This is a genomic window from Wolbachia endosymbiont (group A) of Urophora cardui, from assembly GCF_964028435.1.
In the GTDB taxonomy this organism is placed as follows: domain Bacteria; phylum Pseudomonadota; class Alphaproteobacteria; order Rickettsiales; family Anaplasmataceae; genus Wolbachia.
In genome coordinates, this window is record NZ_OZ034774.1 from 1,481,421 (window position 1) to 1,500,127 (window position 18,707).

Below are 18,707 nucleotides of genomic sequence, written 5' to 3' on the forward strand. Positions count from 1 at the left end.
ATTCGAGCACGTTCTAGAACTTGACGAATATTACCTGGAATATCATACCCAACGAGTCTACATAGTATCCATTATATTGCCCATTTTGATGGGAAATGACTAACGTAACCCAGTGATTATTATCTAAATTAACAATTAAAGTTAATGGCCGTTTTTCACCTCTTGTTGCTACGCTATTCTGAAACTGTTGTAATTGATTAGCTATATGCTTCGGTGATCCCACTACTTCAAACAATGTGTTAGCCCCATCAGTACCATAGCCATATTCTATTCTTGCAATATCAGCTATATCGTGTTGTTGAAGCCAGTAATGATAATCCTTTTCTGCTGTTGCAGACTCTAATGTACTTAGGTTCTCTTCTTGTATACCCATATCTTTGAGTCTCTGGGTTACTTCTTGTATTCCTTCTAAATGTTTTCTCTTAGCTATGTCAATAGAACTATGAACTACTAGAGCAGGAACAAACTTATCACTCGTTAATATTAAAGAATTTTTATCCTTAGCCTTCACATTAACAACTACACCCATGAAAAACATTTTATCACTATCTGTAATTGCTTTCAGTGCCGCACCTTTAGCATATCTAATGTTTTGTTCTTTTGTTAATTTATCAACTTCCTGTTTTAGCTGATCTTGATTTAAGTTTTTACCTATAAGCTTAAATTCCAGTGCTATAGGAGTGTATTCTTTAGCACCCTGAGGTGAAGGACCAATACCTTGAATTACCATATCGACACGACCACCTGCTCCTACTTGAAATTCAGGTATAATTACAGTCTTCGCAGAAGTCTCCTGTAGCTTTAAATCACTGTAACTACTAAATAAACCATTAAGAATGGCTTGTAATCTTGCTTCATTAGTAATCAAATCTTTGATAGGGTAAATCGTATCTGCTACTTCAGTAAGCAACACTTTATAGGCTTGCAATGAAACCTCACCGTCGGAAGCATGTTGAGAAGTGATTGCTTGATCAAATTTTGCCTTTAATTCATCAGAATTAGGTATCTCAATAAACTTGCCATCTGTAAATTGTTGATCATTACCACTTGATTCATATTTACTTATCTGTTCTATTTCAAAAAGGTCTTCAAAAGATAACCCTGTTTCATATTTTTTGAGACTCATTTTAATTTCTATAACATTGCCTACTCTTCCTATTTCAGGTATGTTCAGCACTGGAATTTTTTTATCAGCATAGAATTCTTTTGTATTGGACTCTCGTATATGAAAAATGAATGCTGTGTTTTCTTGCCCTTCATTACCTTGAACAAATATTAATGTCATAACCGGGCTTTTGGACAAAGTGTACTCCGTTCCTCCAGACCAATCCAGAGGGTACTCACCATATGAGTATATATATTTTTTAATGTTACTTTGATCTTGACCAATCTTGTTGATTAAAATTGATTGACCTAATATGTCTCGACTGAAATAGTAATGATCTTTTGTTTCTTTATTTGCTGGAAAAGTATGGTATTCACTTGATAACAAATCCGTTATTTCTTGCTTAAAATCTTCCTCAGAAATTTGTTGATTATCCCACTCGCCAACTAGTTCGATAAATTCCTCCATCAAAGGAGCTGGTGGTTGTTTAATAGGTTGTACTTCGGTTTTAAACGGTTCCGCGTCATCTAAATTTAACCCAACAGCAATGGCATTATCTGCATTGGTTAAAATCCTCATCTTATTTGGTCTAAAACCTTTTATATAATCTTTAGCTTGCTCAAGTGCATCACTTGGATCAACTTGTCCTTCAGTTCCAGCCTTGAGTTCAATAAGAATTGGAACTGAATCAATAGCACGATTAGGCCCACGAACAAGCAAAACAATATCAGCGTAACCTCCACCAGCAAATTGTTCCAAATAGAGTTTGGTATTATCACGATATCGAAAATTATCGAATATTCCTGCTACAAAGCCATGTTGAGCAGCTTCGCGAGCTTTAATACCATAAACATTACCCTGTAAATCTAAATTGGTATGAACTTCTTTTATGTAAGTTAGAATTTTTTCAAGATTATCCTGAACTTGATCTATTTCTGCATCTGGGTTAGCAAGCTTTTCAATATAACTTTCCAGATAGACAGATTTATCTAACTTTTTTGTCACTTCTTGAAACTTTACTGTAGGCTCGATGGGTTGATCTACAATCTTCTTTTTACTTTCTACCTTAATGTTTATTTTTTCATCTTCTCCATCACTCTTTAAGGTATATCCCTTTGCTGACGTGATTCTTGATAACTCCTTTCTAACATCATCACTAAGATCTTTACCTGACTTATCTAAAAACTGCTTGATTTCATCAAAAAATTTATTTTTAAATGCATTATTACCTTTTAATTCATCAGGACCAATTTGTATCGTTTGAGTATTTCCATATACATCCTTAGCTTTACACTTCAATACGTTATTCCTCAAGTATAAATATAACTTCTTCGATTTAACATCTTTATCTGACTTCGATCTGCTTTTTACTAACTCATACTTATCTTTTAAAATTTTTATTACATCAATTTGAAGCTTATGCGCATCTGATTTAGTATAATCTCTACCCATCACATTCTTCCACTCACCTGTGGTGAATTCGAAATTCTTAGTATTTGTTTGTTTAGAATGTTGAGCTTCTATATCTTCAGTGAAAATAAAAACATGTATTTTGGATTCTGTTTCTGCTACAACTTTTAAAGTTCTCGCCCCCTCAAAACGAAAGTGCAATTTCTTTATGCCTAACTTGTCATTAAGTTTAGTATCTAATACACTGGAAAAAGAACCTAAAAATCGATGAGGAAAAAAGCCAGGCTTTTCACTAGAATGTAAATAAGATTGTATTCGATCAACCAACGACTGATATCTTGCTTCAAAAGATTTATCCAGTGAATCAGAAGTTGAAGAATCTACTTTCCCAAAAAGTAACTCCATTAGCTCGAAATCTTGTGGTTTTTCTTGCTGTTGATCGTTATTAACCATAACTAGCCCCCGATTTTAACCCTTTACAAATTTTATCCTCACTAAGCTCTTTGCATGCTTTCGTTTAAGTCTAAGTAACTGAATTTTTAAAAAGAGAAACTCTACACTTCGCCTCTAACACCACTTACCTTCTGCTGTATAGTTTCTACATCTAATGATGAACTTGGCAACTGATCACCACCTCCACCAACTAGTTGCTTATTTCTAACCTTGGCAAATACCTCATACCTTGACTTATCTTTATCCATAATATATTGTATTTGCTCTTGACTAAGTGAATTGATAATTTCTGACAATATCTCAATAGCCATATTCCTTTCAATTAAACAACCAACTCTATATCTGGACGGTGAGTACTGTCCACTTAACTCATGCAAAAAGTGTTGTCTATGAGACTCAAAGCCAGGACAATTCCACATAGAGGTGAGCATGTCACTGCCAGATTTAACACAATTATCATCTGGTGCAGAAACAAGCGAGTTTAATGCTGAAAACATTGATGTACTGTAAGCTTCAGGAGATAAATCTTCTGGCTTTAAATGTTCAAATAGCTTTCTAGCATTTTCGAAAGAATGGTTTCTTCTTAATATACTTAAAGTATAATAACACCCATGTTGTTTAAAATCCCTTTTCAATAACTCATGATACTTATCTTCATGAAGGTAACGTAGACAGAAATCAACCATACCAACATCGTCAGTGGAAAAACGCCCTTTATTATATGCTACCTCCATCAATAAATCTTCTTTCCTTTTTGGGGATACAGAACCAATTGACTGTAACTTATTCCAGAAGAATTCCAAAGCTTCAACATGCTTTTCCAGCATTGCACATTTAAAAGCGTAAACGTATGGATGCTCATTATTTAATTCTAACTGATGTTCTTGGTTATTCATAGCATGTGACCAATAGATCATTAAAGCCCCTTTATCACATCCCTTAACTAAACTCTCTACTGGTTTACCACCTAATGTTAATTTAAATTCTTCAAAAATAGCTCTTATCTCGTCCTCAAAACAACACCAGCAGGCTATTTTGTAGCGATCAAAGGGTCTAATAAGACTTCTTTGCCCATCCAAAGTTTTCAAGGCTAACAATTTTTCCCCGAAAGTATACCTATTGAGTCTAATTTGTCCTGAAGCATCTTCTATCTTCCAACAAGTTTCATCTTCTAAAACTTTCTTAAAAAGGGGTGGTATTATTGTTCTACCCCATTTATTCAGCAATGTCTGATATGCAATACACCATCTTTTAATCTCTAACTCTTTAAGCCCTTTATGAGGATCATCTTCTTTAATAGACGTTAGTAATATCTTTTGTACATCTTCGTAATCCATACTTACCCCTTAACAAGATTTAATATATTTTAGGAATATTGCTCTACCTTTAAAACTCTGTCAATTACTATTTTAGAAAAATTTTCTAACCTAAAGTGGTTTTCAGTAAAAGGCTCTTAATAGTCTTAATATACGATCTTTTGTTCATTTTTTAATTCTGTTTTTTATAAGTCTACCTTAGTGATTATTCTAAAATAAACTAGTATTAATTTAGCAAAATATATTATTAAGATCTCAAGTAAAATAACCACTTCCAGCGTTCAAAATCAAAGTCGGTGAGAAGTGTTTTTCTTGGGATGGCATGGTCTACCGCGCAAGATCATTGACATCTTCTTATTTGCTTTTCCCTATTCCACTAATATTCTGTTGTTGAAGCGATATATCATCCAAGGGAGTAAAAGGAACTCCTCTAACTTTTTCATATAGTATACTAAATACCTCACGCCGATTATCTTTGATAAGATTGTTTAAATATTCTGTTTTATTTCCTGCCTTATCAAAACAAAGATCATGTAACTTTTCAAAAATGTGACAAACATTAATCCCTACTCCATATAATATCTTATTTGATAAATTTTTCGGCGTAAAAAGTTTTTTCTCGGCGAAGAAGTGATTTAAATAATTTTCTTTAAAACATGATGTGTGAAAATTTCTTAAAATAGAAGAGGCATTATTTCCTGCCATGGATAATACATTTGATAAATAATTCGGCCTAAAACCTTCCTTATAAAAATCATCTAAAAGCTGTGTTGCGTTTCCTGTCTCATCAAAACAAACATCATGAAAATTTTTTAAAGCAGAACAAATATTAGATTTTGCTCCGTGTAATATCCCAGATAAATTACTTGCTGTAAAACCCCCTTCTTTATTTAAAAAATGGTATAAATACTTTTTTGTCTCTCCTATAAAACAAAAATTATGAAATTTTTTAAGACTATCAGCTGATCCACTCACTATACTACATAAATCACATGGCCTAAAACCTCCCTTATAGAAATCATCTAAAAGCTTTGTTTTTTCCCTTTTCTCATTAAAACAAACACTATGCAACTTTTTTAAATTAGAAGAAGTATGAACCCCTGATCCACATAACATACAGGATAAGTTGCTTGGCTTAAAACCTTCCCTATAGAAATCATCTAAAAGTTCTGTTCTTTCCCCTTTTTCATTAAAACACAGATCATGCAATTTTTTAAAAGCATCCTTAGCATTAACTCCTGCTCTACTTAACATACCAGATAAGTTATGTAGCGTAAAACCTTCTTCCCCATCTTTGTTCTTAATAAAGTGCTCTAAATATTGAGTTTTATTTCCTTCTGCATCAAGCCAAAGATCATATAATTCTTTAAAAGCTTTTGCAGCATTAGCCCCCGCTCCACCTAAAATACTCGATATATTAGATAGATTTATTCCTTCTTTTCCTAGAGTTTTTAAATATCGTGTCTTTTTTCCGTTCTGATCAAACCAAAGATCATATAATTCTTTAAAAGCTTTTGCAGCATTAGCTCGTGCTCTATGTAAAATACTGGACATATTAGCTAAACTCATTCCGTTTTCTTCTAGAGTTTTTAAATATTGAGTTTTATTTCCTTCTGCATCAAACCAAAGGTCATATAATTCTTTAAAAGCTTTTGTAGCATTAGCTCCTACTCCACTTAAGATACTAGACATACGAACTAGATCTACTCCACTTTCTTCTAGTTTTATTAAGTATCGTGTTTTTTTTCCGTTCTGATCAAACCAAAGGTCATATAATTCTTTAAAAGCTCTAGGAGCATTAGCTCCTGCTTTACCTAAAATACTTGATACATTAGATAGATTTACTCCTTCTTTTTCTAGAGTTTTTAAATATTGAGTTTTATTTCCTTCTGTATCAAACCAAAGGTCATATAATTCTTTAAAAGCTTTTGTAGCATTAGCTCCTACTCCACTTAAGATACTAGACATACGAACTAGATCTACTCCACTTTCTTCTAGTTTTATTAAGTATCGTGTTTTTTTTCCGTTCTGATCAAACCAAAGATCGTATAATTCTTTAAAAGCTTTTGTAGCATTAGCTCCTGCTCCATGCAAAATACTAGACATACGAACTAGATCTACTCCACTTTCTTCTAGTTTTATTAAGTATCGTGTTTTTTTTCCGTTCTGATCAAACCAAAGATCGTATAATTCTTTAAAAGCTTTTACAGCATTAGCTCCTGCCTTACTTAAAATACTGGAGATACTAGATAGATTTATTCGGTTTACTTCTAGAGTTTTTAAGTATTGAGTTTTATTTCCTTCTGCATCAAACCAAAGATCATATAACTCTTTAAAAGCTTTTGCAGCATTAGCTCGTGCTCTATGTAAAATACTGGACATATTAGCTGGGTTTATTCCATTTCTTTTCAGAACTTCTAGTCTTTTTTCTCTAATTAAAAAATCTAAGAACTGATCAAATTCAGGTGTTCCATCTCTACCAATCACACTTTTAGCAAATTTAGTTCCCTCATTGTGCAGCCTCTTCGATACTACGTCAACACAACGCCTCCGTTTTCCAGAGCTAGAACCAGCTTCAGGACTTTCCTTGGCTGAACTCCTTGAATCACTACTTTGTTCTGATGGGGTAGTTCTAGCATCTCGTAATCGTTTCGAACGCTCTTTGCCTAACATAAAAAACACTCCTTGTTTCCATTATCACTGTCTTAATTATTGACGGTATTCAAAAATAAGCAAGTTAAATTTTATGACTCAATGTATGAGTCCAGAGTATTAGATATAATATTCAAGAGATCGCAATAATAGCTACAAATTAGCAGTCAGTATAATCCGATAATTTTATTCTATTAACAGCCTATTAGCATCACATTAATAAGCTATAAATTTGTTTTACGTTTTTTGAAATGCAAGCTTTAATTGAGTCACTAGGCTTATGTTTTTAAAGTTGAAACTAGTGCTGACAAGCAAGATTATGTTTATTTTATTATATCTTTGCTATAAATTTACCTTAATTCTTCTGCATTCTTAGATAAATCTGTTATTAATCTAGGAATAAATATTGCTAAAAACTTAAAAAACACAACCACTTCCAGCAACCAAAATCGCTGCCGGTGAGAACCGTTCGTTTTGGAATGTATTGGTCTACCATGTGTACCGTACGAACTTTTTTATACGGTAATTTTATTATACGCTAAAACTAACCACATTAGCCCATTTCACCCACATCTACATACGAACTATTTTGCCTAACTTTATTGCAAAGATTTCAAACTTCTATTTTTATAACCTTATTTTTAAGCTGCTTGTTCTCACAAATATACGACCTTTTTTGCAATCTTAGGAAGAGTCAATAATTCAATCCCTTATAACACTAGCTAGCATGGTACTTTTACTAAAGTATTTTTTGAAAAAGTTAGTTGACTTATAAATAATTCTCTACTAATACTAGCATATGTTTGTTTATTCTGCCGAAGTGACTCCGCAGGTTACTGTATAAGCTTCAGCAGTTTTTGTACTCCTTTAAAGCATCATATTCCTATATATTAAATATAGCTGGTGTTCTCAATTTTGTTGATCTATAGTAAAATTGGCTAAAACTTCCAGTAATAAACAACTTTTAACCTAGCAGTACTCACCATAAAAACTTAACAAAAATATGAGTAGTAAAAAGATTATGTTGAAATTAGCTTGACACATACTACACATTCTATATAATATATCCTATATCTAGAGCTAGCAGGTAATATGGGTACAGGGCCAGTAAAATATATTGCAGAACCTATCAGTGAACAAAGCAAACACACTGATGAGCAAAAACTGAAGTGTGACCTAAGTGCTGGACAAGAGTGTTCAGAAATAGGTAGCCCAAAAACAGAAGCAACTGAATTACCAGTAGATAGTTATTATGAATTCATTAAGCGAGATTTATTTTGGGCTGATAGAAGTTTGATAGATGATAAAAAATACTTAGAGGATTTAATAGATGAGTGGCTTATTCATGCACCTAACTTAAAACTGGAAGAGAGTCAAAAAAAGTTAAATCAAAAATTACTCAATAGTATTATAAAAGATTTTAATATGGGGAATTATGACTCATTTTCAAATCTTAAGCAGTTTTTAGAAAGTAACGAGAAAAATAAAGACCTGAAGTACGTTCTTAATCTAAAAAGAGGACATCTAGGAACAACAGTATTGAATGTGTTTGTCGCACACGATGAAGCCATTCATCCTCTTCTCAAAGCTGGTGCTGATTTAAATATGCAGGATAATAAAGGTAAAACACTTTTGCATGATACTGCTATTTATTCCAGTGAGTATGAAGGTCTAAAGTATCTCTTAGATGCAAAAACTGATCCAAATATACAAGATAAAAAAGGTAATACACCTTTACACTATTATGCTGCTAATTGTAATGATTATAGCAGAAAGGTTATGGATTTACTCATAAGCAAAGGAGCTGATTTAAACATAAAAAATAACAATGGAAAAACCCCACTGCAAATTGCAATTGATAGCAACAATATTATGGAGTGTTTTTTAACTGACAACCAAAAAAAGTTAAGAGACCAACTACGTAAAATGGTTAAAGCTACAGATTCTGATGAAGATTGGGATAATCCTTATGGTCCAGGTGTTGAAGATCTGAAAAAATTTTTAGATAAACATAAAAATAACCAAGATGTAAAGATAGTTTTAAATGTTAAGGGTGATAGTTCAATTTGGCCGTTTTGTCAATTTCCTGATGTAAAAGCTTTACTCTTAAAAGCAGGAGCAACTGACTTTGTAGGTAATAAGCAAGATAATTGTGAAAAATGTGATAGTCTCTTGTCAGAGATGTATCAAACAAATCAACTTGCTAAGCTAAATAAGTTTTTGAGTAAGGTAGTAAAAGCTAAAAGCATGATTGAACTACAGGAAGTTGTAAATGAGATTATAGCTTCTGGAATGAGATTAAATTTTGCTAAAGACAAAGATTATTACTTTGCAGATCACGTACTAGAAAAAATTGCTAAGTTAGAAGGAAGCTATGGAATTGCCAGTGATATAGTATGTGCATTAATATCGAGAGGAGCAAAGTTAAAAAACTCAGATAGTTTAAAAGTCATTGATACAATAGAACGAGAGTTTAAAGATCATAAAGCTAATGTAATCAAGGCTCATGTAGAGTACATTAATTATGCTGAAGAATTTTTTAGAGTTGCAAGGGATGCTACCAGTGGTCAACTGTGTGATGGAAAAATCGATAACAGTGTATCTTACTTAGAATACTCAGAGGATAGTATAATAGATGTTGCAAAAATCACAGATAGAACAAGGAATTTAGGAATACCTCAAGGAGAAAAAGGATATGGAAGGAGTGTAATAAAAATTGGCAAAAGTGAGGTAGAAATTATAACCCAAGATGGCATAAGGAATTACACAGATCTTACAGAAGGCAGCGATATAGTATTAACTTTCTATACCAGTTTGGGAAATATAGACGTTAGACTGTATCCTGACGTACAAGATAAAAGCAAAATTATAGTAGAAGTGAGTAATAGAGAGGAAGTATTGGAAAAATTCAAAGGTCATGAAGAAGAATTAGGCGAGGATTGTGCACTTGGTGATTATGATGTCTACTATGCTATTGAACAGGGATATTTTGAAAGGTCTGGAAAATTAATGCATCCTGAAGTAATAAGCGAGTCTAAAAACAAATGGACAGAACGTGAAGAGTTAAGAAGGGATTCTATGGAGGAAATTGCTAGAAGGCATAAGTTATTACAAGATTTACGCAATATTGAGTCTAATATTGTAAAAAAGGAGAAGAATTTTGACGTAAAAACTTACCTGATAGATATCTTTAAAATTTTATCTAGGTTCTATGAAGAAAAAGGGGATATTTCTAAAACAGACTTAGCTAAAGCAGCAGAAAAGGAAAGTAAAAAATTGGGGTTAGAAGGTAAATACAACTGGAATAAGATTTTTGGTTTAGAGGAAGAAATTATTGAAAAGGCAGAAAAACAAGGTGATAAAGAGCAAAAATCAAACATACCTGATGACTTCTATTTAGGGCACGCAATCAATAATGGAAGCTGTTTTTTTGATTCATTCAGGCAAAGTCTGGAACAACAGAAGGGAATCAAAGTTACTGTAGAGCAGTTAAGGAATGAGTGTAAGAGATTTGCGCAAGACAATCCTCCAGAGTGGTTTATAAGTAAAATTGGCAATGACTTTGATGAGGTTGAAGGTGAGTTCGTAAATCGTGGAATTACGTGTAACCAATATATCAATAGCATTGGAAAGAATGAATTTTGGGGACGTTCCGATATCGAGGGCAGAATACTTTGTGATAAGTATGGTGTGAAATTGCATGTTGCAGAAAGTAACCCATTGCACACTATTGATAAGCAACAAGATCCGTTCTTGCATCAGTTAATAGATAGCTCAGGATCAAAAGCAGGTAAGATAGATTATAGTCACAATAGTGTCTTACATATGGTAAATGGAGGCCATGATCATTTTCAACCCCTACTTTATAGAAATAAGGCCTTGGCAAAACAAACGCAAGAACAAAAAGATTCCTTATGCTATTCAAGCTTGCCAAGCTGTAGTATGGATGAGTTAAAGATAGAAAAAGCATCTCATCAACAGAAGGCACTGCTTGTAAGTAGACCATAGCTTTGTATATGATTTGTTACACAGCAATGATGGGAGAAGTTTATTTAGTAAGTTGAAAAAGAAACTATTTTATTTAAAAAGTTTACTTAATGTTTATGGATTTTCAAGTACACTCTCAGATTCAAAAGGGGCTATAGATTGCTCGACATGTACTATTTCCTAGAGTTGTGTGCTGAAGTTTAGAGTATTGCCTTTTTTGATGTTTAAAGAATTTTCCTCTAAATCTACTATTAAAATATGCAGCTAAAATTGGATACATCTTCTACCATTGTTGCACCTAATATGCTAAAATCTTCATCACTTATATTGATTTTCTACATAATTGATTTTGTAACATTTATTTGCTCTTCTATATCAATTTCAACATCTTTTTGTGTGGCCCTTTGTAGTAGCTCCTTTTGCAATAACCTTTTTTAATTTTCTGGCACATACTTTTTTCGATGTTTTTTCATATTGTTGTTTTTATAAACGTTACGACGCTGAGCCGTAAAATTTCTCCCTTTGCTCACTCCACAGCATCGGTATTTCTCTCAAATCAACTAATTTCAAATCTCTTGGCTGTCTCCCATTTACTATGTCTTCTTTAATCTTTGGTGCTAAATAGTTCAACCTCAAAATTTGCTGTATACGTCTTGTACCTATATTAATTTTGGCACTCAGCTCTTTCACACTTTCGTATTTTCCTTCCTCCAGTTGCCGTTTCCACAGGTAGGCTCTTACCACTGCTTTCAGTAGCGCATTATTTGTTTTTCCTTCTGGTTCTACTACTGTGCATTTGTTCCCTTTCTTTTTTATTGGTATAAATTTTTCCTCTGATTCAGAATGCACCTCTATTCCATCTTCTCTCACAAATACTGCTTTTATTAACTTTTTCACTACTTCTTTTTGCTTTCCAAAACTTAAATTTTTCCACTCTTCCGCTTTTTCTTCCCATTTTTCATATAAATCTTCTGCTCTCTTCATTACTTCTTTTTCTACTTCTCCTGCTATTACATTTCGGCTTCCTGATTCACAACCCTTTCCCCTTAAATGATTGTTGCATACGTAATATCGATATCTCTTATTCTCTTTTTTTGAGTATGTCAGCGTCATATTTACATCACAGCTCTTACATTTAATTATTCCCTTTAGTAGCGCTTCCTCATATTTTACTCCTCGATACGGTTGATTACTTATCAATTCTTGTGCTTTTTTCCACTTTTCCTCTTCTATTATTGCTTCATGCTTTCCCTCATACTGTTTGTCATAATGTCTTATCTTTCCCACATATATTGGATTTGTTATTATTCTTCTCACCGTTGCTTTTTTAAAGATATCCGTTTTTGCTTTTGTTCGGTATCCTTCCCTGTTTAACTCTCTTGCCAACTCTGCCATTGACTTCAGCTCCAAATATCTTTCAAATATATGCTGCACTGTTTTTGCTTCTTTTTCATTTATTATTAATTCCTTATCTTTTACATCATACCCAAGCGGTAAAGTTCCTCCCATCCATAAACCTTGTTCTTTTGATGTTGCTATTTTATTTTTTACTCTCTCTACTATCATCTCTCTTTCTAGTTGTGCTGCTCCTGATAATACTGTCTGTACGAATTTTCCCATTGGCGTATTATTGTCAAATATCTGTGTTACTGCTACAAAATTTACTCGGTGCCTTCTAAAAAATGACGTTACTTCTATGCTGTCTTTTGTTTCTCTTGATAACCTATCTAGTGTATATACTACTACACAGTCTATCTCTCCTCCTCTGACATCTTCAAATAATTCCTTTATCGCTGGTCTTTCTAAATTTTTTCCTGAATATCCTCCATCATCGTACTTTTTTGCCAATGCTACCCAGCCTTCTTTGCTCTTTATATACTTTTCACATGCTACTCGTTGCGCATCAAGACTGTTAAACTTTTGTTCTAGTCCATCCTCATTTGACTTTCTCGTATATATTGCACATCTTACTTCTTTTAGCATTTTCAACTTCCATTTTTTTCACGCATTCCAAATAATAAAGGGCCGTTGTAACTCATTCCCATTATTTTTCCGGCTACTGCTGACAATGACGTAAAAAATTCTTCTCTGTAGATTAAACCCTTATCTGTTACCATTACCGCATGCATCTCTTCTCCTCTCTCTAATATTAGCTCTGTTCCTGCTACTGGAAGTTTGTCACTACTTATTCTTTTTCCCTTCTCTAGTTGATCTGCTAGATACTCTAGTCTTTTTGCTCCTTTTCTTGACATTTTTCCATAAGCTTCCTCCTGCATTCTATACGCTAATCTAGGTATCAGATATTTCTTTGAGTGTTTAGGTGCCTCTTCCCCAAATACCTTCTTCCACGTTTTTCTCAGCTCACCTAAAGGTTTTCTCTCTAAATTCATTACTTTCTTTTCTGTTTCTCTTTCCATATTTTCAGCCTCTCATAGAAGGTTCTATTTGTTCAAATAACTTTTCAATTCTGTCCGTTTCTTTCTTCAATATCTCGGTTATCTCTTTGCTATTTTTCGCATAATCCATTGCTGTCATTCCAAATTTATCTGCTTGCTCTATTTCAGCCCCTGCTTTTACTAGCTCCTCCACTATTTCTTTTTCACCTACCATACATGCAAGGTGCAGCGGTGTGCATTTACTGCCATACTCTTCAGCATTTACGTCTGCTCCTGACTTTATCAACTCTCTCACGGTTTCTAGGCGTTTTTCCGTTACCGCTAGGTGCAGTGCTGTATATCCTTCTACATCTTTAGCATTCACATTCGCTCCTTTTTCGACTAATAACTCCACTGTTTTTACCTCTACTGCATAATGTAGAGCTGTTCTTTCCTTCTCGTCTCTTTCATAAATATTTTCATATGAGTTCTCTAATAATTCTTTTGCTGACTTATTAAATTTGCCAAGCTTTAACATAATCCACCTCACCTTTTCTTTAAATTTAAATCCCTCTTTTAAACCTTCCTTTTCGCTACCTCATCTATCATTTCGTTCACTTGGCTCATTATTTTGCTTGCTAAATTTTTACATTCTTCCTTTATCAGTGATTTGTCTCTCTTCCTTATTTCTTCTATCTCTATTATTTTTAACTCCGGCATGTAGCTTCCATTCAACATGTCTGCTATTTCTCCCACTAGCCCCTCTATTCCATAGCACGTCAGTTCTCTACTTTTTGTTACTCCTCCTTTTTCTCTCAAAAATTTACTTGCCTTTTCACTCTCTTTGCTATCACATAGACGATACTTTTCACTTTCCCAGATGTAATACATTGGTGTTGCACCGTACTTATTCAGTTGATTAACTTCAGCTCCAGCCTTTACCAGCTCTTTTATTATTTCAACTCCTGCTCCTCCTATTTTGCACGCAGAGTGCAGTGGCGTACATCCAGTAACATATTGAGTAGCATTTACTTCTGCTCCTTCTCTTAGCAGCACTTTTACATTTTCTAAACTTTTTGCGAATACTGCACAGTGTAGTGGTGTATAACCATTCTTATCTCTTGCATTTACCTCTGCCCCTTTTTTTATTAATAACCTCACTGTTTTGTAATCAGAGATTTCTACTGCTTGGTGTAATATCGTCTCTCCTTCTTCATTTCTTTTATTAATATCGTTACTTGATACTTCTTTAAAAAACTTACTCTTGCTAAAACTCATTTCATACCTCACAAAATTAGCTTTTCTAGCGTTAGATAAATTTCTTATATTTACCTGCTGCTATTCAAGTCATGTCCGTTTTAGCATGAGAAAGCAAGTCCTTTTCTTTTTATTTCATACACTTTAAACTATTATTAATATAATATATGAGGATCTAAATATAAGTATTTAACTTATTACACATATTGCTTGACTATTTTTCCAACTTCTGTGCAAATGTCGATGTTCGTGCCATTTCAGTACTCCCGGGTAAAATACTAAAATGTAATTTTCTAATTTGTGTATTGAGTCTTTTTGCTCTGAATTTAAATCGTTTTTATAGTAAACGTTGTGTTCTGCTAAAACATATTTTGTAATCTTTTGATCAGTATAATTTTCTACTTTGTAGTTATGAGTAACACTAAACCTTTCTAAAATTGGTTTATATTTTACATTCCAACATTGCCCTGAAAGTTTATCATTTCCCAATACAAATTTATTCCCTCTTTCCTCTACACTACCAACTGGAAAACATGCGTTTATTTCTCCTAAATTCCAACTGTCCGATAATATAACTTGCGCTTTCGCAAACTTTATTTCTGGTAATAAACTTTGTGGTAATGGATATAGTGCTTTTAAATTGTACCACAAATGATTTCTTTCATAAATACCGTTATAATTCTTTGTGTGAGGCTCGGTTTCTCCAAGGATTGCTACATCTAGGCGATATATATCATTGCTTAAAGCTCGTTCATAATGATCGCGTAGATAGTTTTCTATAATCCTAATAACTGGACCACTAGACCTGAAAAAATTTACTCTTCCAAATGATAACACTGGTCCATCTTTTTCTATTTTTACCCCTGAATAATCAGACAGAAGATCTCCAAATAAACTCTCATCCAATATAAATCTCTGCACATTATAATAATCGTTAAAAATCCTCATCAATCTGGATCTTACAGGCAGTGATAGTTTTGCCAGCTCTACTACTGCATCTACGAAGAAGTCATTTTGTACCTCTTTTATCCCTACTTGCAACTCAAAAAAGTGTTTACCGGGTGGCTCTTCAATAATTGTAATATCTTCTATATTTGCCCATTTTAATGCTATTTTTAGTGATGCTGGAGTTCCTCTCAGTCTTTGAAATTTTACTCCTTCTACTACGGCTTTTCTTCTATCTTTTACCCAACGCAGTATCTCTTCTAAACCATATTCTTCTATTATCCACGGCAATATTTCTTCTTTAAGACTAAACTTAAATCCTCTGATACAGCTCAGATCAACCTTATAATCTATCGCATCTACTAGCGCTTTTTCCTGTTTTGTTGCATTTGGTGGCAATAACATTAATTCAACTCAATCTTTAAATTTTTCAAATTTGCAGATTCATTTCCCAGAACCACAACATCCTCTCTTGGCTCGATCAATTCCACATTTTCTACACCATCTACAAATAGATTCGCTATTATCCATGATTTTGTAACATTCCATCCCAGCCTTCTATTTGCTTCAAACTTCTTAATGAACTGCTTCTTGATTTCCTCCTTCGATATTACAGGACTTATGCTCATTCTGCTGTGAATATCTATTTCCGTAATATTGCAACCAATTACTGTTACTGTATCGGTTAAAACCCTTATATCATCTCTAGTAACTTGCTTTCTTACAATTTCAAGTAGCTCTTCTAACACTATGCCAGTTGTGGATAATTTTGTTGATAAGATTGAAATTTGTACTTTTCCTGGTATAGGTGATTCTACTAGTGCATCTTTTACTCTACTATCTGCTGACAGTGCATGATATTTATAATATTCCTTACTTCCTCCTGTTGACCAACCTGCTATTTTTGCTTTTACCCTCTTTCTAAATCTTTCATCCTCTTCTTCTTTTTGTCTTTCCACTCCATAAAACTCAGCTAAGTTATCAAGATCTTCTCCTGTCGCAAATTTAAGTAAATTACTCTCTACTGCTTCATTTATTCTTTCTCTGAGCAAAAGTTCTCTCCATGCTGCTACTTCTAATATCTTCATTGCTGGATCACTTTCCACCAATCCTGTAAAGCTTGCATCACGCTTCACTAACTCTTCCTTCATCCGAGAAAAAATCTCTTCAAAGTTCAGTGGTTCGATAATATTTGGCTGCTGCATTTTTAAACAACTACTCCATTAATATTTATGAACTTACCTTCTGAAAGATAGACACCTTCTAAATTCAATGTTACTCTCCCTTCTTTTACTCCTTCAACTTTTACTTTTTCTAACTTAAACCTCTTTTCCCATTTTTCCAAAGCTTCTGCAGTTGCTGCATATATCTCAAGTGTTAAATCTCTATTTATTGGCTTATCCACTAACTCAAATAATCTCGACCCATAATCCCTTCTCATGATCCTACTGTTAACAGGAGTGGTCAGTATATCAATTATTGATTGCTTTAAGTGCTCTATTCCTTCTAACGCTTTTCCTGTTTTAGTATCCATTCCTTTCATTTTTAGTCTGCAAACACGTCTTCACTGCCTTTTATTACTTTAAACCCACATGAAACTATATCTCCTACTCTTCCTATACTATAGCCATTTGCAAACACTGTTTTTGATCCTTCAGTTAATACTCTACTTTCTGTAAAATTATCTCCTTTTCGGCAAATTGGCTTACCATTTACAAAAACATTGTTACTCCCACTAATGCAAAAATGCGGTGTTACTTCTGCACAATAATCTCCTACTCGCACAACCGATTTATTCATTTAATTAAGGTTTATTTTATCTGCCTTCAATTTTATTCCACTTTTTGTCATTTCTATTCTCGATCCCCCAGCTTTCAGTGTTATTTTGTCTACTACTTCAATCTCTAAATGATGCTTTTCCTTATCATATGTAAACTTCGTCCCATCTTGAAATTTTATACTATTTATTTCTTTTTTATTCTCTGGTGCAGGGTATTTTTCCTGATATATTCCTGCTAACACCACTCCTAATGATAGTTCACCAAGAGGAGAAAATACCATAACCTGTCCATCAATATCTGGCGGAGACCAATCTCTATCTTTTCCTGCTTTGCTCGTTATCCAAGGTAAATAATCTGTTAAAAGTTCTCCTATTTTTACTCTTACTTTTGCTTTGTCATAATCTACCTCTTTTACAAGCCCTATTCGTACAATGTTTGCTAGCTTCCTATTCAGCTCTGAAATCGCAAAACTATGATCCAACATTTATATTTCCTACGTTTATGGTATGTGGCTTAATTTTTCCTTCTTCCCATACTGATTTACCTAAATGAAGCTGATGACTCCAATCAACCATCCACACCAAATATGCATCTAATTCGGGTCTAAATCCATCAGGCTCTGCAGAAAGAAATTCAGCCGGAGATACATTCTTTTCCCAGGTATTCTTGTTCACTACTCTTGCAACCTCAGCAGCTAATGATCTGACAATGAGAGGAGCATTTTCTATTGTGCTATCAACTACTATTCTAGCTTCAAATCTTGCTTTTAGAGCTAATTGTTCAGTACCTGGATCTTTACCTGGTTCTAAACTTGCTAGTTCCACAAACACCGCTGGCGCTAATAATTCTTTCCTTATCGATGGATAAATTTCACAAGTTTGAATTGCTGGTATTTCTTTCTTCAGCGTAGTGCAGATTGCGTTATGCAAATCTTTAAAATTCATATATTTCTTGTAATATCACGTTCAAAGAACTTTTCAAACACTTCCTCAACCTCATAATTAACAAGATTCCCTATTATCCTTGAAGCCTCAGGTTCCAATGGTAGTTTTATTTCCTTTATCGGTAATGCTGCTCTCCCTTCACGTTTAAAAGCTCCTTTATAATCTCTTGGCATTGTTGCAGTAAACGCTCCAATAAACTCATGTTTTCCTACTTTCGTACCTCTTCTTGTTTGTCTCACTTTACCAATTAATGAAGTTCTGACGTCATACAGATTCGCTCTAATTAATACGTTCAACCTGCTTGTCTTTGCTTTAAAGATTCGTAGCCTTTTTCTCACTAACATCGATTTTATTCTCTTTTCTTCGCTAATTTCCTTAGCAGCTTGGGATTTTAGCCATAGTGCTGTTTTATTCAGTGCTTTTGCTACTACTAATTTGATTTGAGCTTCTTTTCCTCTGATATCACTTATTACCTGATTTAT

The 18,707-nt window shown here is 33.7% G+C and carries 15 protein-coding genes; 1 reads left to right on the forward strand and 14 read right to left on the reverse strand.

Translation table 11 applies throughout. From position 1 onward, the window contains the following. Window positions 1–13: 13 nt before the first annotated feature. From ABWU38_RS07170 to ABWU38_RS07180, 3 genes are all read right to left on the reverse strand, one after another. A complete protein-coding gene (locus tag ABWU38_RS07170) occupies window positions 14–2,968 on the reverse strand; it encodes a hypothetical protein (protein ID WP_353272742.1) in 2,955 nt (984 codons plus the stop codon). A 101-nt stretch (window positions 2,969–3,069) separates the two neighbouring features. Continuing rightward, entirely contained in the window at window positions 3,070–4,305 is a 1,236-nt protein-coding gene (locus tag ABWU38_RS07175; protein WP_264685382.1) for a hypothetical protein, read from the reverse strand. A gap of 333 nt (window positions 4,306–4,638) precedes the next feature. Next, window positions 4,639–6,957 (reverse strand): hypothetical protein, encoded by a 2,319-nt coding sequence (locus ABWU38_RS07180; RefSeq protein WP_353272743.1) that lies wholly within the window; start codon window positions 6,955–6,957, stop codon window positions 4,639–4,641. Window positions 6,958–8,028: 1,071 nt separating this feature from the next. Between ABWU38_RS07180 and ABWU38_RS07185 the strand changes: the two genes are divergently transcribed. Further along, window positions 8,029–10,944: an ankyrin repeat domain-containing protein gene (locus ABWU38_RS07185; protein WP_353272744.1), complete on the forward strand. Its 2,916-nt coding sequence runs from the start codon at window positions 8,029–8,031 to the stop codon at window positions 10,942–10,944. A 471-nt stretch (window positions 10,945–11,415) separates the two neighbouring features. Here the strand turns inward: ABWU38_RS07185 and ABWU38_RS07190 are convergent, their stop codons facing one another. From ABWU38_RS07190 to ABWU38_RS07240, 11 genes are all read right to left on the reverse strand, one after another. Beyond that, a complete protein-coding gene (locus tag ABWU38_RS07190) occupies window positions 11,416–12,906 on the reverse strand; it encodes a recombinase family protein (RefSeq protein ID WP_353272729.1) in 1,491 nt (496 codons plus the stop codon). A gap of 2 nt (window positions 12,907–12,908) precedes the next feature. Continuing rightward, a complete protein-coding gene (locus tag ABWU38_RS07195; RefSeq protein ID WP_065095080.1) occupies window positions 12,909–13,340 on the reverse strand; it encodes a DUF2924 domain-containing protein in 432 nt (143 codons plus the stop codon). Window positions 13,341–13,344: 4 nt separating this feature from the next. Continuing rightward, window positions 13,345–13,836, reverse strand: coding sequence for an ankyrin repeat domain-containing protein (locus ABWU38_RS07200; protein WP_353272745.1), 492 nt, complete (start codon window positions 13,834–13,836; stop codon window positions 13,345–13,347). Between the two features lie 38 nt (window positions 13,837–13,874). Then, the gene (locus tag ABWU38_RS07205) at window positions 13,875–14,576 is read right to left on the reverse strand and encodes an ankyrin repeat domain-containing protein (RefSeq protein WP_353272746.1); all 702 of its coding nucleotides are present in this window, start codon (window positions 14,574–14,576) and stop codon (window positions 13,875–13,877) included. 168 nt (window positions 14,577–14,744) lie between these two features. Then, window positions 14,745–15,905 carry a phage tail protein gene (locus ABWU38_RS07210; protein WP_353272747.1) on the reverse strand — a complete coding sequence of 387 codons (1,161 nt, stop codon included), beginning with the start codon at window positions 15,903–15,905 and terminating at the stop codon, window positions 14,745–14,747. After that, the gene (locus ABWU38_RS07215) at window positions 15,905–16,705 is read right to left on the reverse strand and encodes a baseplate J/gp47 family protein (protein ID WP_353272748.1); all 801 of its coding nucleotides are present in this window, start codon (window positions 16,703–16,705) and stop codon (window positions 15,905–15,907) included. The genes ABWU38_RS07210 and ABWU38_RS07215 overlap by 1 nt, the downstream gene beginning before the upstream one ends. A 2-nt stretch (window positions 16,706–16,707) precedes the next feature. Next, window positions 16,708–17,043 (reverse strand): GPW/gp25 family protein, encoded by a 336-nt coding sequence (locus ABWU38_RS07220; RefSeq protein ID WP_064124755.1) that lies wholly within the window; start codon window positions 17,041–17,043, stop codon window positions 16,708–16,710. Window positions 17,044–17,045: 2 nt separating this feature from the next. Then, window positions 17,046–17,300: a PAAR domain-containing protein gene (locus tag ABWU38_RS07225; protein WP_353272749.1), complete on the reverse strand. Its 255-nt coding sequence runs from the start codon at window positions 17,298–17,300 to the stop codon at window positions 17,046–17,048. Next, window positions 17,301–17,765, reverse strand: coding sequence for a phage baseplate assembly protein V (locus ABWU38_RS07230; protein ID WP_353272750.1), 465 nt, complete (start codon window positions 17,763–17,765; stop codon window positions 17,301–17,303). Continuing rightward, complete coding sequence (locus ABWU38_RS07235) at window positions 17,752–18,225, reverse strand: hypothetical protein (RefSeq protein WP_353272751.1); 474 nt, start codon at window positions 18,223–18,225, stop codon at window positions 17,752–17,754. The genes ABWU38_RS07230 and ABWU38_RS07235 overlap by 14 nt, the downstream gene beginning before the upstream one ends. Next, window positions 18,222–18,707, reverse strand: coding sequence for a phage tail protein (locus ABWU38_RS07240; RefSeq protein WP_410542164.1), 486 nt, complete (start codon window positions 18,705–18,707; stop codon window positions 18,222–18,224). The genes ABWU38_RS07235 and ABWU38_RS07240 overlap by 4 nt, the downstream gene beginning before the upstream one ends.